Origin of the sequence: Aeromonas oralensis, assembly GCF_049665575.1 — a bacterium.
Classification (GTDB): Bacteria; Pseudomonadota; Gammaproteobacteria; order Enterobacterales; family Aeromonadaceae; genus Aeromonas; species Aeromonas hydrophila.
Genome location: NZ_CP187186.1, coordinates 1,069,978 through 1,093,776, shown reverse-complemented (window position 1 = coordinate 1,093,776; position 23,799 = coordinate 1,069,978). Strand labels below are relative to the sequence as shown.

23 protein-coding genes and 2 pseudogenes are annotated in these 23,799 nt (G+C 61.9%); 13 read left to right on the top strand and 12 right to left on the bottom strand.

The window, feature by feature from the left end:
- Positions 1-59: 59 nt before the first annotated feature.
- Positions 60-833, bottom strand: coding sequence for a tRNA pseudouridine(65) synthase TruC (gene truC / locus ACPDZI_RS05400; RefSeq protein WP_029303719.1), 774 nt, complete (start codon positions 831-833; stop codon positions 60-62).
- Positions 830-1,165 carry a YqcC family protein gene (locus ACPDZI_RS05395; protein WP_005303485.1) on the bottom strand — a complete coding sequence of 112 codons (336 nt, stop codon included), beginning with the start codon at positions 1,163-1,165 and terminating at the stop codon, positions 830-832. The genes truC and ACPDZI_RS05395 overlap by 4 nt, the downstream gene beginning before the upstream one ends.
- A 262-nt stretch (positions 1,166-1,427) precedes the next feature.
- On the opposite strand from ACPDZI_RS05395, the gene ACPDZI_RS05390 reads away from it, so the two are divergent.
- From ACPDZI_RS05390 to ACPDZI_RS05370, 5 genes are all read left to right on the top strand, one after another.
- Positions 1,428-2,456 carry a DUF3549 family protein gene (locus ACPDZI_RS05390; protein ID WP_438834150.1) on the top strand — a complete coding sequence of 343 codons (1,029 nt, stop codon included), beginning with the start codon at positions 1,428-1,430 and terminating at the stop codon, positions 2,454-2,456.
- Positions 2,457-2,525: 69 nt separating this feature from the next.
- On the top strand, positions 2,526-2,825 hold the full coding sequence (locus tag ACPDZI_RS05385; RefSeq protein WP_011705083.1) for a DUF3301 domain-containing protein: 300 nt from the start codon (positions 2,526-2,528) through the stop codon (positions 2,823-2,825).
- Positions 2,826-2,882: 57 nt separating this feature from the next.
- Entirely contained in the window at positions 2,883-3,119 is a 237-nt protein-coding gene (locus ACPDZI_RS05380; protein WP_438834149.1) for a DUF2789 domain-containing protein, read from the top strand.
- Between the two features lie 88 nt (positions 3,120-3,207).
- Entirely contained in the window at positions 3,208-3,504 is a 297-nt protein-coding gene (locus tag ACPDZI_RS05375; protein ID WP_016349858.1) for a hypothetical protein, read from the top strand.
- A gap of 3 nt (positions 3,505-3,507) precedes the next feature.
- The gene (locus ACPDZI_RS05370) at positions 3,508-4,293 is read left to right on the top strand and encodes a Zn-ribbon-containing protein (protein WP_438834148.1); all 786 of its coding nucleotides are present in this window, start codon (positions 3,508-3,510) and stop codon (positions 4,291-4,293) included.
- A gap of 69 nt (positions 4,294-4,362) precedes the next feature.
- On the opposite strand, the pseudogene syd reads toward ACPDZI_RS05370, so the two are convergent.
- A pseudogene (gene syd, locus ACPDZI_RS05365) lies at positions 4,363-4,910 on the bottom strand (SecY-interacting protein).
- Between the two features lie 157 nt (positions 4,911-5,067).
- On the opposite strand from syd, the gene queF reads away from it, so the two are divergent.
- The 7 genes from queF (at position 5,068) to ACPDZI_RS05330 (ending at position 14,187) form a co-directional block, all read left to right on the top strand.
- Complete coding sequence (gene queF, locus ACPDZI_RS05360; RefSeq protein ID WP_438834147.1) at positions 5,068-5,916, top strand: NADPH-dependent 7-cyano-7-deazaguanine reductase QueF; 849 nt, start codon at positions 5,068-5,070, stop codon at positions 5,914-5,916.
- A 134-nt stretch (positions 5,917-6,050) separates the two neighbouring features.
- Positions 6,051-8,321 (top strand): hypothetical protein, encoded by a 2,271-nt coding sequence (locus ACPDZI_RS05355; RefSeq protein ID WP_017408616.1) that lies wholly within the window; start codon positions 6,051-6,053, stop codon positions 8,319-8,321.
- Between the two features lie 90 nt (positions 8,322-8,411).
- Positions 8,412-10,031: a diguanylate cyclase gene (locus ACPDZI_RS05350; RefSeq protein WP_438834146.1), complete on the top strand. Its 1,620-nt coding sequence runs from the start codon at positions 8,412-8,414 to the stop codon at positions 10,029-10,031.
- Positions 10,032-10,181: 150 nt separating this feature from the next.
- On the top strand, positions 10,182-11,537 hold the full coding sequence (ppnN, locus tag ACPDZI_RS05345) for a nucleotide 5'-monophosphate nucleosidase PpnN (protein ID WP_011705076.1): 1,356 nt from the start codon (positions 10,182-10,184) through the stop codon (positions 11,535-11,537).
- 130 nt (positions 11,538-11,667) lie between these two features.
- Positions 11,668-12,471 carry a flap endonuclease Xni gene (gene xni / locus ACPDZI_RS05340; RefSeq protein WP_168966200.1) on the top strand — a complete coding sequence of 268 codons (804 nt, stop codon included), beginning with the start codon at positions 11,668-11,670 and terminating at the stop codon, positions 12,469-12,471.
- 146 nt (positions 12,472-12,617) lie between these two features.
- The gene (locus ACPDZI_RS05335) at positions 12,618-13,625 is read left to right on the top strand and encodes an isocitrate dehydrogenase (RefSeq protein WP_438834145.1); all 1,008 of its coding nucleotides are present in this window, start codon (positions 12,618-12,620) and stop codon (positions 13,623-13,625) included.
- A 121-nt stretch (positions 13,626-13,746) separates the two neighbouring features.
- The gene (locus ACPDZI_RS05330) at positions 13,747-14,187 is read left to right on the top strand and encodes a hypothetical protein (protein WP_438834144.1); all 441 of its coding nucleotides are present in this window, start codon (positions 13,747-13,749) and stop codon (positions 14,185-14,187) included.
- Between the two features lie 70 nt (positions 14,188-14,257).
- Here ACPDZI_RS05330 and rlmM read toward each other — a convergent pair whose 3' ends face one another.
- The 6 genes and pseudogenes from rlmM to dinB all read right to left on the bottom strand — a co-directional run bounded on the left by rlmM (position 14,258) and on the right by dinB (position 20,860).
- Positions 14,258-15,352: a 23S rRNA (cytidine(2498)-2'-O)-methyltransferase RlmM gene (gene rlmM / locus ACPDZI_RS05325; protein ID WP_016349849.1), complete on the bottom strand. Its 1,095-nt coding sequence runs from the start codon at positions 15,350-15,352 to the stop codon at positions 14,258-14,260.
- Positions 15,345-15,731, bottom strand: a complete 387-nt coding sequence (locus ACPDZI_RS05320; protein ID WP_146062294.1) for a DUF423 domain-containing protein — start codon at positions 15,729-15,731, stop codon at positions 15,345-15,347. The genes rlmM and ACPDZI_RS05320 overlap by 8 nt, the downstream gene beginning before the upstream one ends.
- 32 nt (positions 15,732-15,763) lie before the next feature.
- Positions 15,764-16,401: pseudogene (locus ACPDZI_RS05315) on the bottom strand (alpha/beta fold hydrolase).
- Positions 16,394-17,314: a transcriptional regulator GcvA gene (locus tag ACPDZI_RS05310; RefSeq protein WP_005303519.1), complete on the bottom strand. Its 921-nt coding sequence runs from the start codon at positions 17,312-17,314 to the stop codon at positions 16,394-16,396. Before ACPDZI_RS05310 ends, ACPDZI_RS05315 begins: the two are co-directional and overlap by 8 nt.
- 283 nt (positions 17,315-17,597) lie before the next feature.
- Positions 17,598-19,739 (bottom strand): methyl-accepting chemotaxis protein, encoded by a 2,142-nt coding sequence (locus tag ACPDZI_RS05305; protein WP_438834143.1) that lies wholly within the window; start codon positions 19,737-19,739, stop codon positions 17,598-17,600.
- 68 nt (positions 19,740-19,807) lie between these two features.
- Positions 19,808-20,860 (bottom strand): DNA polymerase IV, encoded by a 1,053-nt coding sequence (dinB, locus tag ACPDZI_RS05300; protein ID WP_187268120.1) that lies wholly within the window; start codon positions 20,858-20,860, stop codon positions 19,808-19,810.
- A 132-nt stretch (positions 20,861-20,992) separates the two neighbouring features.
- Between dinB and ACPDZI_RS05295 the strand changes: the two genes are divergently transcribed.
- Positions 20,993-21,205: a hypothetical protein gene (locus tag ACPDZI_RS05295; RefSeq protein WP_076361099.1), complete on the top strand. Its 213-nt coding sequence runs from the start codon at positions 20,993-20,995 to the stop codon at positions 21,203-21,205.
- An 87-nt stretch (positions 21,206-21,292) separates the two neighbouring features.
- Here the strand turns inward: ACPDZI_RS05295 and nqrM are convergent, their stop codons facing one another.
- From nqrM to nqrF, 3 genes are read right to left on the bottom strand one after another with little or no spacing between them, the layout of a single operon-like run.
- Positions 21,293-21,517, bottom strand: coding sequence for a (Na+)-NQR maturation NqrM (nqrM, locus tag ACPDZI_RS05290; protein ID WP_011705066.1), 225 nt, complete (start codon positions 21,515-21,517; stop codon positions 21,293-21,295).
- Between the two features lie 11 nt (positions 21,518-21,528).
- Complete coding sequence (locus ACPDZI_RS05285) at positions 21,529-22,569, bottom strand: FAD:protein FMN transferase (RefSeq protein WP_073349191.1); 1,041 nt, start codon at positions 22,567-22,569, stop codon at positions 21,529-21,531.
- 3 nt (positions 22,570-22,572) lie between these two features.
- Positions 22,573-23,796, bottom strand: a complete 1,224-nt coding sequence (gene nqrF / locus ACPDZI_RS05280) for an NADH:ubiquinone reductase (Na(+)-transporting) subunit F (RefSeq protein ID WP_011705064.1) — start codon at positions 23,794-23,796, stop codon at positions 22,573-22,575.
- Between the last annotated feature and the right edge of the window lie 3 nt (positions 23,797-23,799).

The window sequence follows — 23,799 nt, the reverse complement described above, 5'->3', positions numbered from 1 at the left end:
AACATGGATGCCCAGCATGCCACAGTGAAAGCTCGGGCAAAACCCCGTGGTCATCAGGCTCAGTAGTCGCTCTCGCTGGCAGGCCATCCCAGCTCGGCAAACAGCTGCAACACTTCCTGCCCCAACGGCGCCTGGATCCGCATCGGCACCTTCAGCACCGGGTGCTCAAAGCTGAGGGTGCGAGCCACCAGCAGCAGGCGATCGCAGCCATAGTGCTCGCGAAAGAAGCGGTTGTGGCGGCCATCGCCATGGGTGGTGTCACCGACAATGGGGTGGAACAGATGATCCATATGGCGGCGCAGCTGATGCTTGCGGCCGGTCTTGGGGAACAGCCGAACCAGGCTGTAGCGACTGGTGGGGTGTTTCTTGGAGACCGCATGGGGCAACTCGACCTGATGCAGACGACGAAACGCGGTCACCGCCTCCTGGGCCGGGCGATCTGGGTCGCTCATGGCGTCGGCGATCTTATCCAATTGCTCTTTGAGCGGATAGTCGATGAGCCCCTGCTCGGGGGCCCAGCCGCGCACCAGCGCCAGATACTCCTTGTGCACCTGACGGGCGGCAAAGGCTTCGGTCAGGGTGCGGGCCACGGCGGGATCGAGGGCAAACAGCAGCACCCCCGAGGTGGGCCGGTCGAGCCGGTGTACCGGGTAGACGTGGCGACCGCCAATGAGATCCCGGGTCATCTGCATGGCGAAACGGGTCTCGGCCTTGTCGAGCCAGCTGCGGTGCACCAGCAGGCCGGAGGGCTTGTTGACCGCCACCAGCCAGTCATCCTGATAAAGCAGGGTCAGTTGCAAGGCGTTCTCTTCCTGTGCCTGCTCACGCATCATTGCTCAACCACTTTGCCGGAGAGCAGCAGATCGAAGCGGGCGATCAGGCGCAGCAGGGCTTCGACCTCGGCCAGCTCCTCCTTGTAGACTTCGCTGGCCATGGGATAGAGGGAGACGCTGCTGGGCAGCGGCGCCTGCAGCAGCACCAGCTGCTCCATGCGCGGGATCAGCACGAACTGCAGCCACTGATCGAAGCTCAGGGTATCGACGCAAAATGGCAGCTCGCTGGCCAGGGCCTCTTCACCCGGATGGGTCGCTTGCCAGCGTTCCAGACGTTGCAGCTCGGCGGTCAGTTCACCCAACAGGCCAGCTACCAGCAGATATTGATTCATTGCGTTCTCTTCCTCATCACCACACACCGTCCGCCGCCAATCCTGTGTCGCTGGCGGCAGGCCGAACTTTGCAAAAAAAGGCGTTACTATACACCCTCCCCCCTATCCTCTGCCATGCCCCTTGCGGCCGACAACAGGGGCGAAGAGCCATGGCGGCTCCAGCCCCTGCGTACCGGGCCGGATGCCGAGCGGCGCGCCCCCACTGGCTATCTTGTGCAACCTCCTTATAATCGGCCCGCATCACCCTTAGCCGGATCACCTCATGTCCACCATCAATACGCTGACCGAATTCTTGACCCAGGCCGACACCCAGTTTCAACTGTTCGACATGGGCCGCCAGGTGCGACCACTGGCGAGCGACATCTTCGAGCGCATCGAACAGCAGCAGGAGCCCTACCCCTGGCCCCTACAGCAGCACGCCTGGCTCGGCGTCCACTTCTTCCAGCCGGCCGAATCCCGTCACTATCTGTGGTTTCTCAAGTTTGCCCTCGACGAGCGCGGTCTGCTCATCGCCAGCGGCCCCAAACACTTCATGGATCAGGTGGTGGAAACTCTGGGCTACAAGCTGACCGGCGAACTCGACGAAGAGAAGGCCCAGCGTCTGGCGGAAAACCCCTACACCTTCCGCCCGGCCGAGGCCAAGATGGCCAGCCTGCACGCCAAACTGGCCCGTCAGCTGGAACAGGCCCCCTCGACCTACTTCGAGGGGCTCTGCCACTATCTGTCTGCCCCGGCGCCAGAGGGATGGCAGACCCTCGGCGTACAGGGGTTTGCCGATCTCGCTGAGCGGCTGCAGGATGAACGCAACCTGGCTCTGGTGTGCAAGGCACTGCCAAAACTGCCGCAAGAGCCGCTCTACGCACTTTGCCAGAGCCTGGAAAACGCCCCGTTGCCGCCGGCCGTGCAGGGTGCCCTGTTCGAGCGCATCGGCAAGGAGCAGGAGTGTGCCGAGCCCAATGCCGAGACCCTGGCCTATCTGTGCCGGGCACTGGCCTCCTGCAACGGCAGCAACATGCGCACCAACAAGCTGTTGACCCTGCTGCAAACCCAGCCGAGCCCGGCCCTGCTGCTGGCCATCGCCGGCCGGCTCTGGCTTGATCTGAAGGATGCCGGCCTGCTCAGCCTGTTCCTGGAACAGCTGGCCCTGCAGCCGACCCAGTTCTTCAATCAGGTATTTGCCGAGCTGGTGACCCTGCCGGCCCTACGCAATGATATGCTGGCCAGGCTGCGCGACCCCGAGCGCAGTGACGCCCTGGGCCAGGCCATCGGTCGCCTGTTCGCCTCGGCCTGATGATGTCGGCGGCCCGTCACCATGGCGGGTCGCCTGTCGCCACGGATCACACCCCGGAAGGAGCCCGCGATGGGTGAAATGTTCGCAATCTTGCTGCTTATCCTCGGCGCCGGTGCCTTCTGGCATCAGCGGCGTCAGGCAGAGCTCGCCTGGCAATACATGCGCCGCTACTGCCAGCATCACGACCTGCAACTGTTGTCGCTGGCCCGCAGCCACCGTGCACTGGCCCACCAGCCGCTGCGGCTACTCACCTATTACGAGTTTGAATTCTCCAGCGATGGTGAGAGCCACTATCTGGGGCAACTGCGCATGCAGGGGCTGCAGGTGGTCGGCGTCGAACTGCCACCCCACCGGGTGCCCACCCTGTAAATCTGCCGCCACGGGGCAGGCCTATAATGTTCAGGAATGCCTCTTGGGAGAGATGAGATGGAATTCCTGACCCACGACCTGGCCGCCCTGTTTGCCCAGCTGGGGCTGGCCAACGACGAGCTGAGCCTGCACCGCTTCATTCACGAGCACCGCTTGGACAACCAGACCCTGCTGCCGGAAGCCCCCTTCTGGAACCGCACCCAGGCCGACTTTCTGCGCGATGCCCTGTGGAACGACGCGGACTGGTCGGAAGCCATCGATGAACTGGACGTGTTGCTGCGCCGCCCTGACTGACCCTTGCCCCGCTGTTCAACGCCCCGCGCTTTGGTTAAGCTCTCTGCCCGTCCAGCCCGAACCACTTTTCATCCTGCGCAGGAGACCCATGTCAGCCCAAGAGATCATCCGCATCGCCAATGAACTGGCCGCCAAGGGGATCACCCCCTCCACCGCCATGGTCAAGGCCCGCCTCAGCCAGCCCGTCCCTATGGCCGAGCTGCTCAAAGTGCTGAGCCAGTGGAAGCAGCAGCCCGCCAGCACCCCGGAAGTCGGAAGCACAGCGCAGATGCCCCCCTCGCCCGCCGCAGAGCCCACCCTGCTGCAGCTTGCCGAACGGCTCGAGCGCCTCGAACAGAAGGTGGATCGACTGACCGAGCTGCTGCTCCAGCAGGGGCAGCAGTAAGCCATGTACATCCTTGAACTTTGCTTTGAGTGCTACCGTGACACCTCGCTGGGCGAGGCCGAGCGGGCCATCGTCAATTACCTCGACATGTTGCGCTATCAGGGCCAGATCCTCGGCCGGGAGTTTCCCACCTGCATGCACGAGGGCTATTTCGTCAGCCGGGTGGTCTGCCCGGAGCAGGACAGCCTGCACCCGGACAACCAGAGCGAGCAGGTCAAGCTCGCAGAGCAGCAGCTCAATCAGGCCGGCCTGCTCGCCCCCAAACTCCAGTTGCAGGGGGCGGATCTGCTCTCCGACAGCACCGACCCTTGCGGCCATGATGGCGAGCGCCCCAGCTGGATGCTGCTCTACACCAGCTTCCTGCACACCTGCTCGCCGCTGCGCTGCGGCGACCACTTCGCCCCCATCCCGCTCTATCGGCTGCCGGCCGTCGCCAACGGCGACCACAAGCAGATCATCAAGTGGCAGGAGGATTGGGAGGCGTGCGATCAGCTGCAGATGAACGGCTCCATCGCCGAGCATGCGGCGCTGCATGAAATCGGCGAGGTGGGCAGCCGGCTCCAGCGCCGTGGCAGCGATCTCGGCAAGCGGCTGGAAGCCCTGACCGGCATCCCCACCTACTACTACCTCTACCGGGTGGGCGGCCGGAGTGCGGCCGAGGAGAAAGCCCGTCCCTGTCCGAGCTGCGGCGGCGAGTGGGCGCTGGCCGAACCTCTGCACGAGATCTTCGACTTCAAGTGCGATCCCTGCCGGCTGGTCGCCAACCTCTCCTGGGATTTCAAGGACTGAGCCCGGCGGTGAACCAAACAAAAACGCCTTGCCGGTCGGCAAGGCGTTTTTCATTGCAACTGACGCTGTTTATTGCGGCAAAGTCTCCAGCCGCGCGAGGAACGCCGGCAGTGAGGGGGCCAGCACCAACCGACGACCCGAGTCGAGCCACTCCAGCCACACCTGCCCGCTCTCGTTGTCGAGCGACACCAGCGTCATCTCGTTGCGGGTGGTGGCGATGAACAAAGAGGGTGAGCGCTTCAACTTGCGCAGCATCAGCAGGTGGCCGATGAGGTTCTCCTTGAGCAAGTCGAGATCCGCCTCGTTCCAGGGCAGCACAAACTCGAGCCGCAACCCCTTGTAGAGGCAGGGCACAGGGCGGCTGAACCAGCCACCAAACAGGGCCTGTGCGGCCGGATGCAGGGTCAGCTCGAGCGCCTCGTTCATCGCCGTGAAATCGGCGGGTTCGGCGCGACGATGCGGGCGCCAAGCCACCCGCCCCTCCTTGGGCTCATCCAGTTCGCAGGGGGAGCGCCAGTCGGCTTCCCACTCGCACAGGGGCAGCCCTCGCCTCGCCTCGCCGTCGCGCTGCCAGCGCAAAAAAAGTGTTCCAGGGCAGACAAGACTTGATCCGACATCGAAATTCCCCACAATTGCTGCCAAAGTTCGCTATTGCACCATCAAAGCCATGAGCAGACAAGGTGCAGCGCGGATCGCCAGCCGGCGCTCCCCGCCTTGCCGCCCCCATCGGGCGCATGCTCTGCCATCGCCCATTCAACGTTCGAGTCAGCACACATGAGCAAACAAGAGAGATACGCCGGAGCCAGCGCCCTGCAGGGGCTGAGCCTGGGTCAACAGTCGGCCTACATCAGCCAGTACACCCCGGCCCTGCTGCAGCCGGTGCCCCGCAGCCTGAACCGCGACGACCTAGGTCTTGGCGGCGAGTTGCCGTTCCAGGGCTGCGATGTCTGGACCCTGTACGAGCTCTCCTGGCTCAATGCCAAGGGCAAGCCCATGGTCGCCGTCGGCGAGGTCTCGGTGCCCGCCACCAGCACGAACCTCATCGAATCCAAGTCGTTCAAGCTCTATCTCAACTCCTTCAACCAGACCCGCTGCGACTCGCTGGAAGCGGTGCAGGCCATGCTGGTCAAGGACTTGAGCACCTGTGCCGGTAGCGACGTTAGCGTCGCCCTGTTCCCGCTGGCCCAGGCTCCGCACCACATTGCCGCCCTGCCGGGCGAGTGCATCGACGAGCAGGACATCGCCGTGGACTGTTACGAGTTCGATGCCGACCTGCTGCAAGGCGCGGCCGGCAGCCAGGAAGTGGAGGAGACCCTGCACAGCCACCTGCTCAAGTCCAACTGCCTGGTGACCAGCCAGCCGGACTGGGGCTCCGTGGTGATCCACTATCGCGGCCCGCAGCTGGATTGGGAAAAACTGCTGCGCTACCTCATCTCGTTTCGCCAGCACAACGAGTTCCACGAGCAGTGCATCGAGCGGATCTTCACCGATCTCAAGCACTTCTGCCGCCCGAGCCAGCTGACGGTCTACGCCCGCTACACCCGCCGCGGCGGCCTGGACATCAACCCGTTTCGCAGCGACTGGGAAGTGGTGCCGGCCAACCTGCGCCTGATCCGGCAATAACCGGTCAACCCGCCGGGTCTGCAGTGCTGCCACGGCCCGGATCGCGGGGCCGGCGCGCAATCTGTCAGTAAACTCTGGACGCACGGGGGCGGGCTTGGATAACATGCCCTCACTCCCGTGCTGCCCTTAATCCAATGAATCAACTGTTTTTTCTGGCAATGATGATGTCCTCCCTGTCGGCTCCTGATCTGGATCTGGCCAAGGAGCAGTTGTCCATCGACCTGCAACAGGCCCAGACCCTGGTGCTGACCGATCCCGCCAGATGCGTGCAGATCACCTCCGCCTTCCTCACCCGCACGGCCAATAATCCCAAGCAAATCATCAGCAATCGCCAGGAGTACGGCTATCGGGAGCCGCTGCTGAGCTATGGTACCGCCGCCCAGGCCACCGGTGCCCACCTGCTCAAGGGGGAGTGCCTGCTGCAGCTCGGCCAGTTCCAGGCGGCGCAGAAATCCCTCGATCAGGGCATTGCCATGGCGGCCAAGGAGCAGCAACTGGAGTTGCAGGCCCACGGCCTCTATCTGAAGATCCGCAGCCAGAACCTGCAGGAGCGCTCCCACGGCGCCAGCGGCGGCCTGCTCGGCCAGCTGGAGACCCTGCTCAGTACACCCAGCCTGAAAGAGAGCCAGTTGCAGGTGTACAGCCGGCTGCTGCGCACCAACGCCAGCATAGAGGCGCACCAGTTCGACGAGGCCAAGCGCCAGCTGGCCGAAGCCCGCCGCTGGGCGGATCAGACCAAGAATCCGCTGGCCAGCGCCTGGGTCAGCGCGGTGAGCGGCGACCTCTACCACGCCCTCAAGCAACCCCAGCTCTCGCTGGGCGACTACATCGATGCCCAGCAGCAGGCCAGAGGGTTGCAGGATCCGCTGTTCCTCGGCCTGCTGTCGAACCAGATAGTAAACCTCTATCAGGAGGAGCAGGAGCCGCAGAAGGCGCTGCAATACGCCAACGAGGCGGCCAACTACTTCCATGCCCTCGGCAATCCCTCCCTGCTGAGCGACGCCCTCATCGTGCTGGCCCGCCTCAACCGGGAGCAGGGCGAGATGAACATGGCGCTGGTCTACTTCTTCAATGCCCTGGATCTGCTGGACGAGGGCAACAACCGCACCCGCATTGCCCACCTCAAGTACGAGATAGGCAAAACCTATCTGGAAACCGGCAACCTGACCCTGGCCCGCAACTACCTCACCGCGGCCCGCCAGTCCCACGAGCTGGGGGACGACAAGGAGCCGCTGATCGACACTCTGCTGCTGCTGGGTGAGCTGCACCTCAAGCAGAAGGAGGCGGGCATCGCCATCCTGCAACTGGAAAACGCGCTGGCACTGGCCAACCAGATCGGCGACGCCCAGCGCCAGTTCGAGATCTTCCGCCTGCTCTCGGCGGCCTACGAGCAGAAGGGCTATCTGCAGCAGGCGCTGGACAGCTACAAGAACTTCCACCAGCGCAGCGAGCAGGTCCGCCAGCAGCAGGTCGATCTGGAGCAGGAGGCGATCCGCGACAACTACGCCCAGGTGGAGCGGGAGCAGCAGATCAAGGAGCTGCAGCAGCAGCTGAGCACCAGCAAGCATCAGCAGGATCGCTACCTCTGGTCGAGCGTGGTGACCGGTCTGTTGCTGACCCTGTTCATCTATCTGTTCTTCACCCTCTGGCTCAAGCTGCGGGTCGCCCGGCTGCAGGGCAAACAGCTGGGCGAGGCGCTGCTGCTCGAGCCACGCACCGGGCTGGCCAACTGGCAGCGACTGATGAGCCGCTGGCCGCGGGAGATGGCCAAGCGCCAGCAAAAATCCGAGCGCTGGTATTTAAGCGAGCTACCCACCAGCGAGTTCGACGACAAGCTGCACTACCTGCTGTTTCGGGTGCCCTTCCTGGTCAACAGCCTGGAACAGCACGGTTATCAGGTGAGCCGCGAGATAGAGCAGGCCTTCGGCGCCTACGTCAACGGCCTCACCCCGCAGGATGGCCGCATCTACGACCTGCGTGAAGGCCACCTGCTCTATGTAGTGCCCCAGCGCCATGTGGAAGACCTGCACCGACTGGCCCGCGAACTGCTCGCGGCACTGGCCGAATTCCCCTGCCAGCACCCGCTCGATCGCCACATCAGCCTCGGCATCGTCAGCCACCCCTTCCTGCCCAAGGCGGCCACCGCTCTCGATCATCACGGCCTATTCGACCTCTGTTATCTGGCACTGGCAGGAGCCATTCAGCTCAGTGAAAAACACCAGCAAAGCGTCTGGCTGGAGCTGGCCGCCATCGATTGCCAGCAGGCCGCATTTTTTAATGGGGATGTGTGGCAATGCTGCTTGATGGCAATTGACAAGGGACTGGTAAAAGTAAATTCTTCTCATGAAAAGCAATGGGTTAATTGGCTTCGACTTTCACGGACGAAAGCGCCGGTTGATCAATGACAAATAGATAATCAACTGGGTCTGGAACTGGGTTCGACCGCTGTTGCTATCCAACACAACAACGATAATGACAACAGGGCGACCTGAATAATGAATGATATCGCTGCCGTAGCCGGACAATTGGCCAGACTCAGGGAATCCCTTCAGCAAAAGCAGCTGGAGCTGGACGGTGTCGTCTCTTTCTCCGACACCGAACGCGCCCGCAGCATCCAGTTCATCGCCAAGCTGATGCAGGCCTGTCGCGGCCACGATCGCGAACTGGACAACAAGCTCGCCAAGCTCAAGCAGAAACTCGATGGCAACCCGCCGCTCTCCTCCCTCGATGCCGACCTCGCCGTCATCGAGAAGCTGCTGCAGCAGCACGGCAATGCACTGGAAGAGTCCATCTCCCTGACCAAGTCCGCCATCGAGCTCGGCAGCAAACAGCTCAAGGCTCTCAAGGGCTTTCCGGAGGAGACCCGCAAATCCCTCAAGGAGTTTCTGGCAAGCCCGGATGGCTATGGCATCGGCGATCACCAGAAGAAGGTGATCCGCTTGCTGGAGTTCTACCAGCAGGCCATCAAGATCCAGCTGTTGCCCACCCAACCCCTGCTGGCGCAGAGCACGCCCGCCGGCAATCAGACCGAAACGGTCGCCGACCTTGCCGCGCCGGAGCCGGGCGCCCCCTTTGACGTCAAGGTGCACGCCCACATCGCCGACGAGCTGCAGCGGCTCATCACCGAACTCGACTTTGCCGGCGCCGTCGGCGAGAGCCTGGCGGACATTCGCCGCCAGCTGCTCAATGGCATCACCCCTCCCCTGCTGGCGGAGATCTGCCTGCAGGTGATAGAGCTCATCATCGAGGGCACCCGCGAGGAGCGCAAAGCCTCCCAGGCGTTTCTCAGCACCCTCAACGAGAGCCTCTCGGCGGTCCACTTCAGCTTTACCGAATCCCTCGACGAGGGGCGCGCCCTGCAAAGCGCCACCCTGGATACCCGCAAGGCCATCGACAGGGAGCTCAAGGCCATCGACCATACCCTGGCCAGCCATGACACCATTGATGACCTCAAGGGGGCCATCTCCGGTCACATGGGGGCCATCAACCTGCTGTTACAGGACAGGGAGGCCATGGCCGCCCGCGAGCGCCACCTGCTGACCCGCCTCTCCACCATGGAGGCCAAGCTGCGGCTGATGAAGGAGGAGACCGCCGAATACAAGAAGCGGCTCACCATCCAGAAACACAAGCTGTTCCTCGACAGCCTGACCCAGGTGCACAACCGGGCAGCTCTCGACGAGCGGCTCGAGCTCGAATACAAACGCTGGCTGCGTTACAACACGCCGCTGTGCCTGGCCATCATCGACATCGACCACTTCAAGCACATCAACGACAACTACGGCCACATGGCCGGTGACAAGGCGTTGAAGGTGGTGGCCAAGGCGCTGCAGGGTGCCCTGCGCGACACCGACTTCATCGCCCGCTTCGGCGGCGAGGAGTTCGTGGTGCTGCTGCCGAACATCAACCCGGACAAGTTCCAGAAGCCGCTGGAGACCTTGCGCCAGACCATCAAGAGCATTCCGTTCCGTTTTCGGGATGCCAGGGTCGAGATCACCATCTCCATCGGTGCCACCCTGTTTAGGGAAGGGGATCACACCACGGACGCGTTCGAGCGGGCCGACAAGGCGCTCTACAGCTCCAAGAACTCGGGTCGTGATCAGGTCAATCTGGCCTGATAGGCGACTAAAAAAGCAGCAAACGCACTTTCCCCCTATTCCCCTGCCCCACCGCTTACATCTACTATCAAATTCAAGGGATGCCACAGGGCATCCCGTTTTCTCCCCAGGGAAAAGCACAACGATAACAAGCGAGTGAAAGGGGAACCTATGATTACGCACATCAATCCAGTCGGCAGCATGGACTTGCTGTCCCAGCTCGAGGTGGACCGCCTCAAGCAAACCGCCTCCAGCGATATCTATCAACTGTTTCGCAACTGCTCGCTGGCGGTACTCAACTCCGGCAGCCATACCGACAGCTCCAAAGAGATACTGGAGCGCTTCAAATCCTTCGATATTCATGTGATCCGGCGCGAGCGCGGGGTCAAACTCGAGCTGTTCAACGCCCCCGAGCACGCCTTCGTCGATGGCGAGATCATCCGCGGCATTCAGGAGCACCTGTTCTCCGTCCTGCGCGACATCCTCTATGTGTCGACCCAGCTGGAGTCGAACCGGCTGGTCAACCTGACCAGCTCCACCCACATCTCCAACGTGGTGTTCGCCATCCTGCGCAACGCCAAGGCGATCCTGCCTGGCGCCGATCCCAATCTGGTGGTCTGCTGGGGCGGTCACTCCATCAACGAGATCGAGTACCAGTACACCCGCGCGGTAGGCAGCGAACTGGGCCTGCGTGAGCTCAACATTTGCACCGGCTGTGGTCCGGGTGCCATGGAGGGCCCGATGAAGGGCGCTGCCGTCGGCCACGCCAAGCAGCGGGTGCGCAACGGCCGCTACATCGGCCTCACCGAGCCTTCCATCATCGCCGCCGAGCCGCCCAACCCCATCGTCAACGAGCTGGTGATCCTGCCGGACATCGAGAAACGGCTGGAGGCCTTCGTGCGCCTCGGTCACGGCATCATCATCTTCCCGGGCGGGGTTGGTACCGCCGAAGAGCTGCTCTACCTGCTCGGCATCATGATGCACCCGGCCAACGAACGGCAACCCATGCCGATCATCCTGACCGGCCCGAAGGAGAGCGCCGATTACTTCCGCGCCATCGACGACTTCGTCAAGGCGACCCTGGGCGAACCGGCCACCAGCCTCTACCGGATCATCGTCGGCGATGCCCCGGAAGTGGCCCGGGTCATGAAAGAGGCGATGCCGAAGATCCGCGAATACCGCAAATCGGTCGGCGATGCCTACTCCTTCAACTGGTCGCTCAAGATCGAGCCGGAGTTCCAGCTGCCGTTCGAGCCGGATCACGCCAACATGGCCAGCCTGGATCTGCACCGCAACCAGCCGCCCCAGTTGCTGGCGGCCAACCTGCGCCGTGCCTTCTCCGGCATCGTCGCCGGCAACGTCAAGGAAGGGGGCATCCGAGCCATCGAGAAGAAGGGTCCCTTCAAGCTGCACGGCGACAAGGAGCTGATGCACCTGATGGACAAGCTGCTGGAGAGCTTCGTCAAGCAGCAGCGCATGAAGCTGCCGGGCAGCCAGTATGTGCCCTGCTACGAAATCGTGCGCTGACGGGCAGCACCGCTGAAACGAGGGGCGCATGGCGCCCCTTTTTTGTCGCAGGGAATGCCCGCGGCCATCAATCCCCCATCGAGCCCGCTGGTTTGTTACAATGGGGCGTCCCGACTGCCAAGAGTGCCCCATGTCAAACCCAAGGCCACACCTGCTCATCATCGATGCCCTCAATCTCATTCGCCGTCTGCACGCGGTACAGGCCCAGCAGGCGCTGACCCCGACCCAGGCGTTGATCGCCACCCGTGCCAACCTCATCAACACCTGCCGCAAGCTGCTGGCCGCCAGCGAGCCGACCCACGTCATCGCGGTGTTCGACGGCGAGGTACACAGCTGGCGCAAGGAGGTCTACCCGGCCTACAAGGAGGGGCGAACCCCCATGCCGACCGAGCTGCGTGAGGGCTTGAACGAGCTGCAGGATGCCTTCTGGGAGTGCGGCGTGGACGCCCTGCTCTCCCAGACCGACGAGGCGGATGATCTCATCGCCACCCTGGCCAGCGGCATTGCCCAGCACGGTGCCAGGGCCACCATCATCTCCACCGACAAGGGGTTCTGCCAGCTCATCTGCCCGCAGATCCAGATCCGCGACTACTTCAACAAGCGCTGGCTGGATGCCGCCTTCGTCGAGCAGCAGTACGGGGTGGCGCCGGCGCAGCTAGTGGATTTCTGGGCTCTGACCGGCATCGGCGGCTCCAACATCAAGGGGGTGCCCGGCATCGGCCCCAAGACAGCTACCCAGTTGCTGCAGCAATACGGCGATCTGGCCAGCCTGTTGGCGGCCTGCCAGCAGGAAGACGCCGCCAAGGCGCTGCTCAAGCTGCGCCAGCACCAGGACGAGGCCCTGCTGGCCCAACGGCTGGTGCGGCTGCAGCGGGACATTCCGCTCGGCTTCAACCTGCGGGAGATCCGCTACCCACCGGCTCCCGAATCCTGAGCAAGCGAAACCGCCAAGCATGACCGGACTCACTCTCGCTGTTGACAAAAACAGATAGAATGTAAAGAAACATGGAGGGTTAGGTGTAGAAATGGTATAAAACCGCCGAATCCTCCCCCTCTGTTCCCTAGAAGTGGATACGTCTCATGTCAAAAAGAAAAATTACCGTCATCCCGGGCGACGGCATCGGCCCCAGCATCATCGAATCCGCCATCCAGATCCTGACCCACGCCGGTTGTGACTTCGAATACGAATACGCGGACGCCGGCCTGGTGGCACTGGAGAAGCACGGCGAGCTGCTGCCCCAGGCGACGCTGGATCTCATCGAGAAGAACAAGGTCAGCCTGAAGGGCCCGCTCACCACCCCGGTCGGCGGTGGCTTCACCTCCATCAACGTCTCCCTGCGCAAGAAATTCAACCTATACGCCAACGTCCGCCCGGTGCTCTCCTTCAAGGGGACCCGCAGCCGTTACGACAACATCGACATCATCACGGTGCGCGAGAACACCGAAGGCATGTATTCGGGCGCCGGTCAGAAGCGCAGCGATGACAACAAGAGCGCCGAGGCGATGAGCATCATCACCCGCGAAGGGGCAGAACGCATCGTCAAGTTCGCCTTCGAGCTGGCGCGCCAGGAAGGGCGCAAGAAAGTCACCATCATCCACAAGGCCAACATCCTCAAGTCCACCTCCGGCCTGTTCCTGGAAGTGGCCCGTGAAGTGGCCAGCCGCTACCCGGACATCCAGAGCGAAGAGATGATCGTCGATGCTGCCTGCATGAACCTGGTGATGTACCCGGAGCGCTTCGACGTCATGGTCACCACCAACCTGTTCGGCGACATCCTGTCGGATCTGTGCGCCGGTCTGGTGGGGGGCTTAGGGATGGCACCGGGTGCTAACATCGGCGACGGCGCCGCCATCTTCGAAGCGGTGCACGGCTCGGCGCCGGATATCGCCGGCAAGAACATCGCCAACCCCACTTCGGTGATCCTCGCCTCCATCCAGATGCTGGAGTATCTGAGCATGCAGGACAAGGCCGAACGGATCCGTGAGGCGGTGCGCGCCACCATCGAATCAGGCGACCGGGTGACCCGGGATCTGGGGGGTACCGCTTCCACCAGCGAGTTCACCCAATCCATCATCGACCGTTTGTAATCACACCCAAGATATTGATTTTAAAAGGGAGCTTGTGCTCCCTTTGTTTTATCTCGCGCTGCTCTCCCCCCTTTGTCGATTGGCTACTATGTTCAATAGATAAGGGATAAGGAGATCCATTATGCGCGCTATCGTTACCCTGCTGCTCGTCAGCAGCAACGCCATGGCAGTAGACAGACCGGTCGAGAATGCCTGGCCGCAATTGCCCCCCTCTTCTCAGCAGGCCAGCCAGGTCTGGCGCTCCAACGTGGATACCAACGACCTGCTCAAGGCACCCAAACCGCTCTCCTTCGGGATGGATGTCGTGACCGACAGCGATGGCAACAGTCAGGTTACCCCCTACCAAAAACTGAACCTGACCGCCGAGAAGAGCGTGAGCCTCTCCTTCGAGCAGCACAAACCCAGGATCAAGTTCAAGACCGCCGGCATGAACACCTCCATCAAGCTGCGCGGCAACGGCGTGAAGCTGGAGTTCAGTCCGACCGATCGCACCATACCGCTCGACATCGAACTCAAGCTCACCGACGGCGAATCCTCGCTGCGCTTCGATTACCGTTTCTGAGGACGCAGAAATGACAAGGCCGACACCCCGTGGGTTGTCGGCCTTGTGGTCAGTGGCTCGTCGCCAGCAATTACTCCTTGGCGGAGAGCTTGGATACCCAGTACTTGTTGTAGACGTGCACCGTGATCTCTTCGCGATCGTGATAGAGCTGTTTGGCCTGGATCACGAAGGCGTTGTCGATCTCCTTGAGCAGCTCACGCAGCACCTCGATGTTGTGCACTGCCTCGGCGTAGCGCTTCTTCATCGGCAGCTTGAGGTTGAACATCGCCTCCTGGCAATCGCTCTCCCGGAACCAGTCGGCGATCATGTGGGTAACCCGTGCCGGCTTGTCCACCATGTCGCACACCAGCCAATAGGTATTCTTCTTGCTCGGCCGCCACACGAAACCATCGTCGCGGATGTGCTTCACCTGACCGGTATCCATCAGGGACTGGGCCATCATGCCGTTGTCCACCGCCGTCACCATCATGCCGCGACGTACCAGCTGATAGGTCCAACCACCCGGACAGGCGCCCAGATCGACGGCCTTCATGCCGGAGGTGAGGCGCAGATCCCACTCTTCCCGTGGCACGAACACATAGAAAGCCTCTTCCAGCTTGAGGCTGGAGCGGCTCGGGGCATCGGCCGGGCAGCGCAGACGCGGGATGCCCATGTGGAATTCGGAGTTGTTGAAGGAGTAGGAGTACCCCAGCAACACGTGATCATTGGCCAGGAAGAAGGCGTGGAACACCGGCCGGTGCGGGGTCTCCTTCTTGGTCAGCAACTCGTTGCCGCGCAGTGCCTGACGCAGCGGTACGGTGAACTTGCGGCAGAAGGCCGACAGCTCTTTTGCCTCGTTGGTATCGGCGGTTTCCACCCGCAGATCGCCGCAGATGGCGTAACCCTGGGTCGCCTCCAGGATGGGGGTGATGCGATCCGACAGGTCCAGATCCTTCAGCTCATGGGTCACCACCAGCATCTGGCGAATGAAGATGAGCTCTCTGAACGGCAGCTTGCGCGCCAGCAGATCGGCCTGCTCCTCGTCATACAGCTCGAATATCACGTAACCGCTGTCGTCCTTGACCCGGGCGAAACCGTAGCACTGCATGTTACTGGCACGCTCGGTGATCTCTGCCGCCGCCTCTTTCTCAAAACCGGGGCGGCAATAAAGCAGCAGATTATTCATTTTTTCCTCCAAGACGACAGCCAGCCCATATCAGAGCCGCCCATCCCAACATAAAACAGAGGCCACCGGCCGGGGTAATCAGCCCTAGCCCCTTGCTGCCGAGCAGCACCATGGCATAAATACTGCCGGAGAATCCCAGGATCCCCAGCACGAAGGCGGTGCCGGCAAAGGTGATGACCTTGCTGCGCACACCGCACCACCCCAGCACCAGCAGGGCCAGGGCGTGGAAAAACTGATATTGCACGGCGGTATTGAACGCCGCCAGACGTGAAGGCTCGATCCCGCTGGCCGCCAGACCATGGGCGCCATAGGCTCCCAGCAGGGTTGCCGTCAGGCCGAAAAAGCCCGCCAGCACCAGCCAATGTCGATGAAATTGCATCCCTTGCCTCCTCGTCGTTTCGCTTCCCATCCTCAGGTTCGCATCGGGATGGTCGCGATGAAGTTCTTGATCTGCCCGGCCGCCTGCCGCAGGTTCTCCTGCTCGCTCACCCCGCTGCTCTTGCGCGGTTTGAAGCCATGATCACCATCGGTCAGCCAATGGACCGATACGGTGGGTGAGAAGGGAAAATCAGCCAGTTCGGCACAGGTGCCGAAAGTATCGCGCTCCCCCTGCAACAGCAGGGTCGGCGTCTTGATCTGCTTGAGCACGTCACCCCGCCAGCGGTCGGGGTTGGCCGGGGGTGGAAAGGATACCCGAGAATGAGCAATCCTGCAGCATTCATCTCGTCCTCGCCATCCTGATAGAGCTCAGCCGCCATCCGCCCACCCATCGACTTGCCGGCCAGAAACAGCCGAGGATGAGCAAACTCCTTCGCCATCTGGCGCCAGTGCGCCAGCAGCACGGGTTGCCTGTCCGGCGGTCTGCGTTTGCCATCCAGCGCGCGCTTGCTCATGTAGGGGAAGTTGAAGCGCACCACCTCGATGTCCGGCCCGGCCAGCAGACGCGACAGCTCGGCCAGAAAGGCGTGATCCATGCCCGCGCCGGCGCCATGGGCCAGCAGAATGCGAACGGGGGCATCGACAGCCCCCTCCCGGATCACCTCAGGCATCGGCCAATCGTGCCCGGCGACGGGCCTCCTCCTGCTCCACCAGCTCCAGCATCCAGTCGCGGAAGGCCACTATCTTGCCCTGATCGGACTGCTGCTCCTGACACACCAGATAGAAGGCGTTCTTGCTCACCAACACCTGCTCGAACGGGCAGATGAGGCGGCCGGCCTCTATTTCTGGTTGGGCCAGCACGCTGTGGCCAAGGGCCACCCCCTGGCCGTGAATGGCCGCCTGGATCACCATGGTGGAGTGGCTGAAGATGGGCCCCTGATTGACATTAGGCGCATCGATGTCGAGCTGGCGAAACCAGGCCTTCCAGTCGCGGCGCGAGGTATCGTGCAGCAGGGTATGGCGAGTCAAGTCATCCGGGGTGCGCAGCGGCTTGGGACCGGTCAGCAGCAGCGGTGAACAGACCGGGATCAGATACTCGGTGTGCAGCTTGTCGGCACGCAGCCCAGGCCAGTTGCCGCGACCGTAATAGATTGCCACGTCCACATCGTCGGTGAGCGAGCCCTCGTCCATGTCCACCGCCTTGATCCGTACATCGATGTCGGGGTGGCGCTCGCTGAACTTGACCAGCCGTGGCACCAGCCACTGGATGGCGAAGCTCGGCTGCAAAGAGACGGTGAGCGCCCCCTTGGCGCTGCGCGCCAGCAGCTTGTCGGTCGCCTCCGAGATGGAGGTGAAGATGTCCTTGATGTCGAGGAAGTAACCCTGCCCCTCCTCGGTCAACAGCAGGGAGCGGTTCTTGCGGCGAAACAACTTGATGCCTAGGTACTCTTCCAGCGCCTTTATCTGGTGACTGATGGCAGCCTGGGTCACGAAAAGCTCTTCCGCAGCCCGGGTGAAGCTTAAATGACGAGCCGCGGCTTCAAATGCTTTCAGTGCATTGAGCGGGGGTAAACGACGAGACATGATACCAGCCGACGATGAGTTTTTCTAATGGGCCGCATTATAATTTGTCGGTTGCGGGTCGACCAGTGAATAAACATAATTCGCCTCGCAATCCGTTGTCATATGGCTCACTTTTTCTCTTCCATGTTGGTTTACATGTGATTTTTGTGAGTCACTGGACTGCGATTGTGGTGTTGTGTTTCTTCCTCTGCGGGAAGAGGGGCTTAAATCGGACCGATTTAACCCAGTCTGTCATCTGAATGTGTTTGGCGCCTCCAGTCGGATGGCGCCTTTTTTCTTATCCCTATACCTTGAACTGCCCCACCAGCTGCTGCTGCTTGTCGGCCAGCGCCGACAACTCGCGACCGTTTTCGGCGGAGCTGGCCGCCTCGGCGCGGATGGTGTGGCTCACATCGCGAATGTTGCTGACGTTGCGATTGATCTCGTCCGCCACCCCGCTCTGTTCCTGCGCCGCCCTGGCAATCTGCTCGTTCATCTGATGGATGGTCGCCACCGCGTGGATGATCTGCTCCAGCACGCTCACCGACAAATCCACCTTGGTGAGCGTCAGATCCGCCTGGCTGTGGCCGGTCATGATCGCCTTCACCACGGCCTCGGTGCCAGACTGCAGCTGGCCGATGAGGGTCTGGATCTCGACGATGGCGTTCTGGGTGCGACCCGCCAGATTGCGTACCTCGTCTGCCACCACCGCAAAACCACGGCCCTGCTCACCGGCCCGCGCCGCCTCGATGGCGGCGTTGAGCGCCAGCAGGTTGGTCTGCTCGGCGATCCCCTGGATCACCACCAGGATGTCATTGATGTTCTCACTGTTGTCTGACAGGTGCTCCACCACCGGCTTGGCATCGCTGATCACCGCCATCAGCTTGCGCATCGCCTCCTGGGTATCCGCCACCACGTACTTGCCCTCCTGCGCCGCCGTATCGGCCTGATTGGCCGCGGCCACCGCCGAGTTGGCATTGCCCGCCACCTGCAGGGCGGTAGCGCTCAGCTCCTCGAACGCGGTCGCCACCAGATCCACCTCCTGATACTGGGCCTGCATGCCGGCACTGGTGCGCTCGGCAACGCTGGCGGCTTGTTCGGCGCTGGCCCGGGTGCCAGCGACGGTATCGATGACCTGGCTGATGGTGCTCTGCAGTTTGTTCAAGAAGCTGTTGAACCACTTGGCCAGCTCGCCAATCTCGTCGTCACGACGCAGCTCGATGCGCTGGGTGAGATCCCCCTCGCCGCTGGCAATGTCCTTGAGGCGGGCCACCACGGCGCGGATGGGGGCCACTATCTGGTGGGCCATCAGCCAGATGCAGATCAGGGCGACCGCCGAGATGAGGCCGCCGATGAGCAGCTGGGTCATCACGCTGCGACTGGCCTGACCGGAGAGATCGTCCTGCAGCTGGAGGGCCGACGCCAGTACCACGCTGCGCGGCAGTTCGATGTAGATGCCCCATTTCTGCTCGGTGCCCCGCATCTTGACCGGCACGAAGGTCTGCAGCAGGGTACCATCAGGGCTCCAGCGGCTGCTGATCTGCCCCTGACCCAGCCAGCCCTGCAGCTCTCCTGCCAGGGTCTGATACTGCTGGCCGAGCGGGCTGCCCAGAGTGACATCAAAGCCGTCCACACCGGCGACACGGCCTTGGCTGCTGACCAGCAGCACCTTGCCCTGCCCCTCATAGAGCTCCTGATCCATCTCTTTGACCAGGCTTTGCAGCGCGGTCAGCGAGATATCGACGCCGACCATGCCGAGCAGCTTCTCTTGCTCCAGCAGGGGCACGGTCACCGAGGTCATCAATACCTTCTGTGAGCCCACATCATCGAGGTAAGGTTCCAGCAGACAGAGCGCCTTGCTGCGGATGCTGCAGCGATACCACTCGTTCTCCACCCCGCCGGCCGCCGTCGGGCTCTCATCCGCCAGCACGGATTCGTTTTGTACCTCGGGCTCGATCTTGCCGTCGACCCGCGCCCAATAGGTGGAGAAGCGGCCCTGATCGTTGGAGCCCAACGCACTGGAGCCATGATAATTGCTGTCTTCACCGTCGAGCTGATCCGGCTCGAACACCGCATAGACGCCGAGCAGGTTGTCAGAGGATGCAGCCGCATCGTGCAGCTGCTGATTGACGGCGGTACGCAGCGTTTCGGAGGAGCCGAAGTTGTCGGCCGCATTCTTGCGCTGGAACAGTATCCCCTGACCCAGCAGGGTAGCCCGGAAGTAGGCCTCGTCCAGATAGCTGGTGACCTTGGCCGCCTGCTCCGAACCCATCGCCTTCATCCAGTTTTCGGCCGCACTCTGGGCTTCCGCCGTGGTGGAAGTCAGCACCTGGTCCTGCATGTTGGCAGCACTGAAGAGGGAGGAGGCCACCAAGGCTCCGGCACTGGCCAACAAACAACAACCGGCAATCAGGGTGATCCGCCCCTGAACAGAAAGAGAACTCATGCCACCATTTCCTAGCTTTTTACAGATATGATCAGTGTATCGGTTTTAGAAACAAAAACTTAACCTTATCACGCTAAATCCAGGGCAAGTTGGTTCACTTCGCCGGCTGCAGGCAGGCCAACCACCAATCCCAATAGCCGAATGGGTTTGCCCTGTGCCCGCAGCAAGCCTTCGTGCAGCAGATCGTGAAACCGCTCCGGCTGGTAACTACCGCGCCGGTAGACGGTGGTCTGCTGGAAATCGGCGAACTTGAGCTTGATCCCCTGCCCCATCAGCAGCTCCTTGCTGTGGCTGACCGAGAAACGCTGCTCCAGCTCGGGGATGAGCTGGCGCAGCACCTGCCAGCAGGCAGCCTCATCCAGCACGTCGCTGGCCAGGGTGGTCTCCACCCCGATGGTCTTGCGCACCCGCTGGGCCTGTACCGGCTGCTCGTCATGGCCCCAGATCCGTCCGGCCAGCATCTCTCCGAGTTTGCCGAAACGGGCGATCAGCTCCTCGTTGCCGAGCTGGCGGGCATCTTCGCAAGAGTAAAGGCCGAGCGACTCCAGCCGATCCGCAGTCTTGCGACCGATGCCGGGCAACTTGCCAAGGGGGAGCTGACGCACGAACTCATCCACCTCCTGCGGGCGGATCACGAACAGGCCATCCGGCTTACGCTGCTCCGACGCGAGCTTGGCCAGAAACTTGTTCGGCGCCACCCCGGCCGAGGCGGTCAGCCCCAGCTCGGTGTTGATCGCGGCGCGGATCTCCGCCGCCATCAGGGTGGCACTGCCGTCACAGCAGGGGCTCATCGTCACGTCGAGATAGGCCTCATCGAGGGAGAGCGGCTCCACCTGCTCGGTGTAGCGCAGGAAGATGGCCCGCAGCTGGCGGGAAACCTCCTTGTAGACCGCCATCCGGCCGGGGATGAGCACCAGCGGCGGGCAGAGCTTGCGTGCCAGGGCGCTCGGCATGGCGGAGCGCACCCCGAAGCGGCGCGCCACATAGTTACAGGTCGAGATGACGCCGCGCCTGTCCGCCGAGCCGCCGATGGCCAGCGGCACCTCGCGCAGCGCCGGGTTGTCCCGCATCTCTACCGCGGCATAGAAGCAGTCCATGTCGATGTGAATGATCTTGCGCATACCACTGTACGAATAAACAGGTAACCTGCCTATGCTAACCCAGTGCTGCCAATTCTGCCATCGGCATGAAATGAGGGTCAGATATAGACTCTTAAGGCACCGTTGGTTAGCGCATCACGCAAGGAGGGTGAGCTGAAGATAGCTTGGCTGGGATTGGGGCTCTGCCTGCTGGCACAGCCGGGCAGCAGCAAGGACGACCCGACCGCCGAATGCAGCTGGCTTTATGACCGCATCGCGGCGCTGGAGCAGGCCATCAAACAGGGTGACGAGCTGGGCACCCGGGAGGAGCTGGCACGCTGGCGGGCCGAGTTCAAGAAGAAAGCCTGCCAACAATACGACTACTGAGTCTTTTGCAAAAAAAACGGGCTGACCATCAGGTCAGCCCGTCGGTTATCCGGCACGGGGTCGAGTACGACTCGGCGCCCTGTCCGCTCAGATGATCCGGTTTTCGGCCAGCATCTTGCGACGGGCCTCTTCCTTGGCCATCTTCTTCTTGCGGTTGTCACAGGGTTCCGGGCAATCACACTCTTTTTCGATACCTATGCTGCCAAGCCCGCCACAGGAGCCGGAGATGGTCTTCTTCTGGAAGATGTAACCGATGGCCATGGCCACCACTACCGCCAGAAATACCCCGAAGGTGATCAAAAAAATCTGCATGTTACCGCCCCTTATTTTCTAACCAGATACTGTTTGAAGGCATCGGAGTAGGACTCCTCGAAACCATCATCCGTCTTGGTGATCACGAAGATAGCCAATCCCCGCTCCTTGGCATAGGCCAGGCTCTTCTCGGGCCCGAGCACCATGAACACGGTCGCCAACCCGTCTGCGGTCATGCAGGAGGGGTGAATGACGGTCACCGACACCATCCGATGCTGGATCGGCTTGCCGGTCATGGGATCGATGGTGTGGGAGAAGCGCTTGCCGTCCAGCTCGTAATAGTTGCGGTACTCGCCCGAGGTAGCCACCCCGTTGTCACCGGCCACGATCACTTCCTGCACCGAACCGGCGTTGGCGGTGGGCTTCTCGATGGCGACACGCCAGGGGTGCCCCTTGCCGTTGACGCCGTTGATCCGCAGCTCACCACCGATCTCCACCAGATAGTTGCGCGAGCCCATGGACTCCAGATACTCGGCCACCTTGTCGACCCCAAAGCCCTTGGCGATGGCGGAGAGATCCACGTAGAGATCCGGGATGTCCTTTTGTAAGGTATCGGCATCGGCCGAGGTGATCACGTGCAGGTTGCCGAGTCCGGTCTTCTGGCGAGTCTGGGTGATCAGCTCGTCGGACGGCGTCTTGGTCGGGCGCGCATCGGGCCCGAAGCCCCACAGATTGACCAAGGGGCCGACGGTGACATCCAACGCCCCGCGGCTCTCACGGCCAATGTGAATGGCCTCGGTCACCACCCGCGCGGTATCGCGGGAGACCACCACCGGCGTCGAGCCGCGATGCTGGTTGAAGCGCGACAGCTCGGAATCCGGGCGGTAGGTCGACATCTGATCGTTGACCCGCTCCAGCAACACATCGACTTCGGCCTGGAACTTGGCGGGATCCGTGATGACGCTGTCCGCCACCTTGATGGAGTAATAGGTACCCATGGTGCTGCCGGTGATGTGGATCTCCGGCTTCGATTGGACCGTTTGTTCCTGACCGCACCCAGTCAAGAAAAAGGCTAGCCCGAAGGCTAGCCAGGTCTTTACAACACTGTGCATTGATTAACCACCAAAGTCATCCAGCAGGATGTTTTCGTCTTCAACACCGAGGTTTTTCAGCATGTTGATGACGGCAGCGTTCATGACGGGAGGTCCGCACATGTAGAACTCGCAATCTTCCGGCGCCTCGTGGTTCTTGAGATAGTTCTCGAACAGCACGTTGTGGATGAAGCCGGTGTAGCCGTCCCAGTTGTCTTCCGGTTGCGGATCAGACAGGGCGACGTGCCACTGGAAGTTGTCGTTCTCGGCCTGCAGCATGTCGAAGTCTTCGACATAGAACATCTCGCGCTTGGAACGGGCACCGTACCAGAAGCTCATCTTGCGCTTGGTCTTCAGACGGCGCAGCTGGTCGAAGATATGGGAACGCATCGGCGCCATACCGGCACCACCACCGATGAACACCATCTCGGCATCGGTGTCCTTGGCGAAGAACTCGCCGAACGGACCGGAGATGGTCACCTTGTCGCCAGCCTTCAGGCTGAAGATGTAGGAGGACATCTGGCCGGGAGGTGCTGTCCAGTTGCTCGGCGGTGGCGTTGCGATCCGCACGTTCAGCATGATGATGCCGAACTCTTCCGGATAGTTCGCCATGGAGTAGGCACGGATGATCGGCTCGTTGACCTTGGACTCCAGCTCGAAGATCTTGAAGCGATCCCAGTCACCACGATACTCCTCGGGAATATCGAAGTTCTTGTACTGCACGTGGTGAGCCGGCGCTTCGATCTGGATATAACCACCGGCGCGAAACGGTACGCTCTCGCCATCCGGGATCTGCAGCTTGAGCTCCTTGATGAAGGTGGCCTTGTTGTCATTGGAGATGACGGTACAGTCCCACTTCTTCACCCCGAAGATCTCTTCCGGCAGTTCGATGTCCATGTCGGAACGAACGGTGACCTGACAGGCCAGACGCTCGCCGTGACGGGCTTCGCCCTTGCTGATGTGATCCAGCTCGGTCGGCAGGATATCGCCGCCGCCGGATTTCACCCGTACCTTGCACTGACCACAGGAGCCGCCGCCGCCGCAGGCGGAGGAGACGAAGATACCGCTGCCGGCCAGCACGCCGAGCAGCTTGCCACCCGCCGGGCTGGTCACAGCCTTGGCCGGGTCGCCGTTGATGCTGATTGTCACGTCACCGGCGGTCACCAGCTTGGACTTGGCGAACAGAATGACTGCCACCAAGGCCAGCAGGATCACGGTGAACATGACCACACCCAGAATAATTTCCATCTA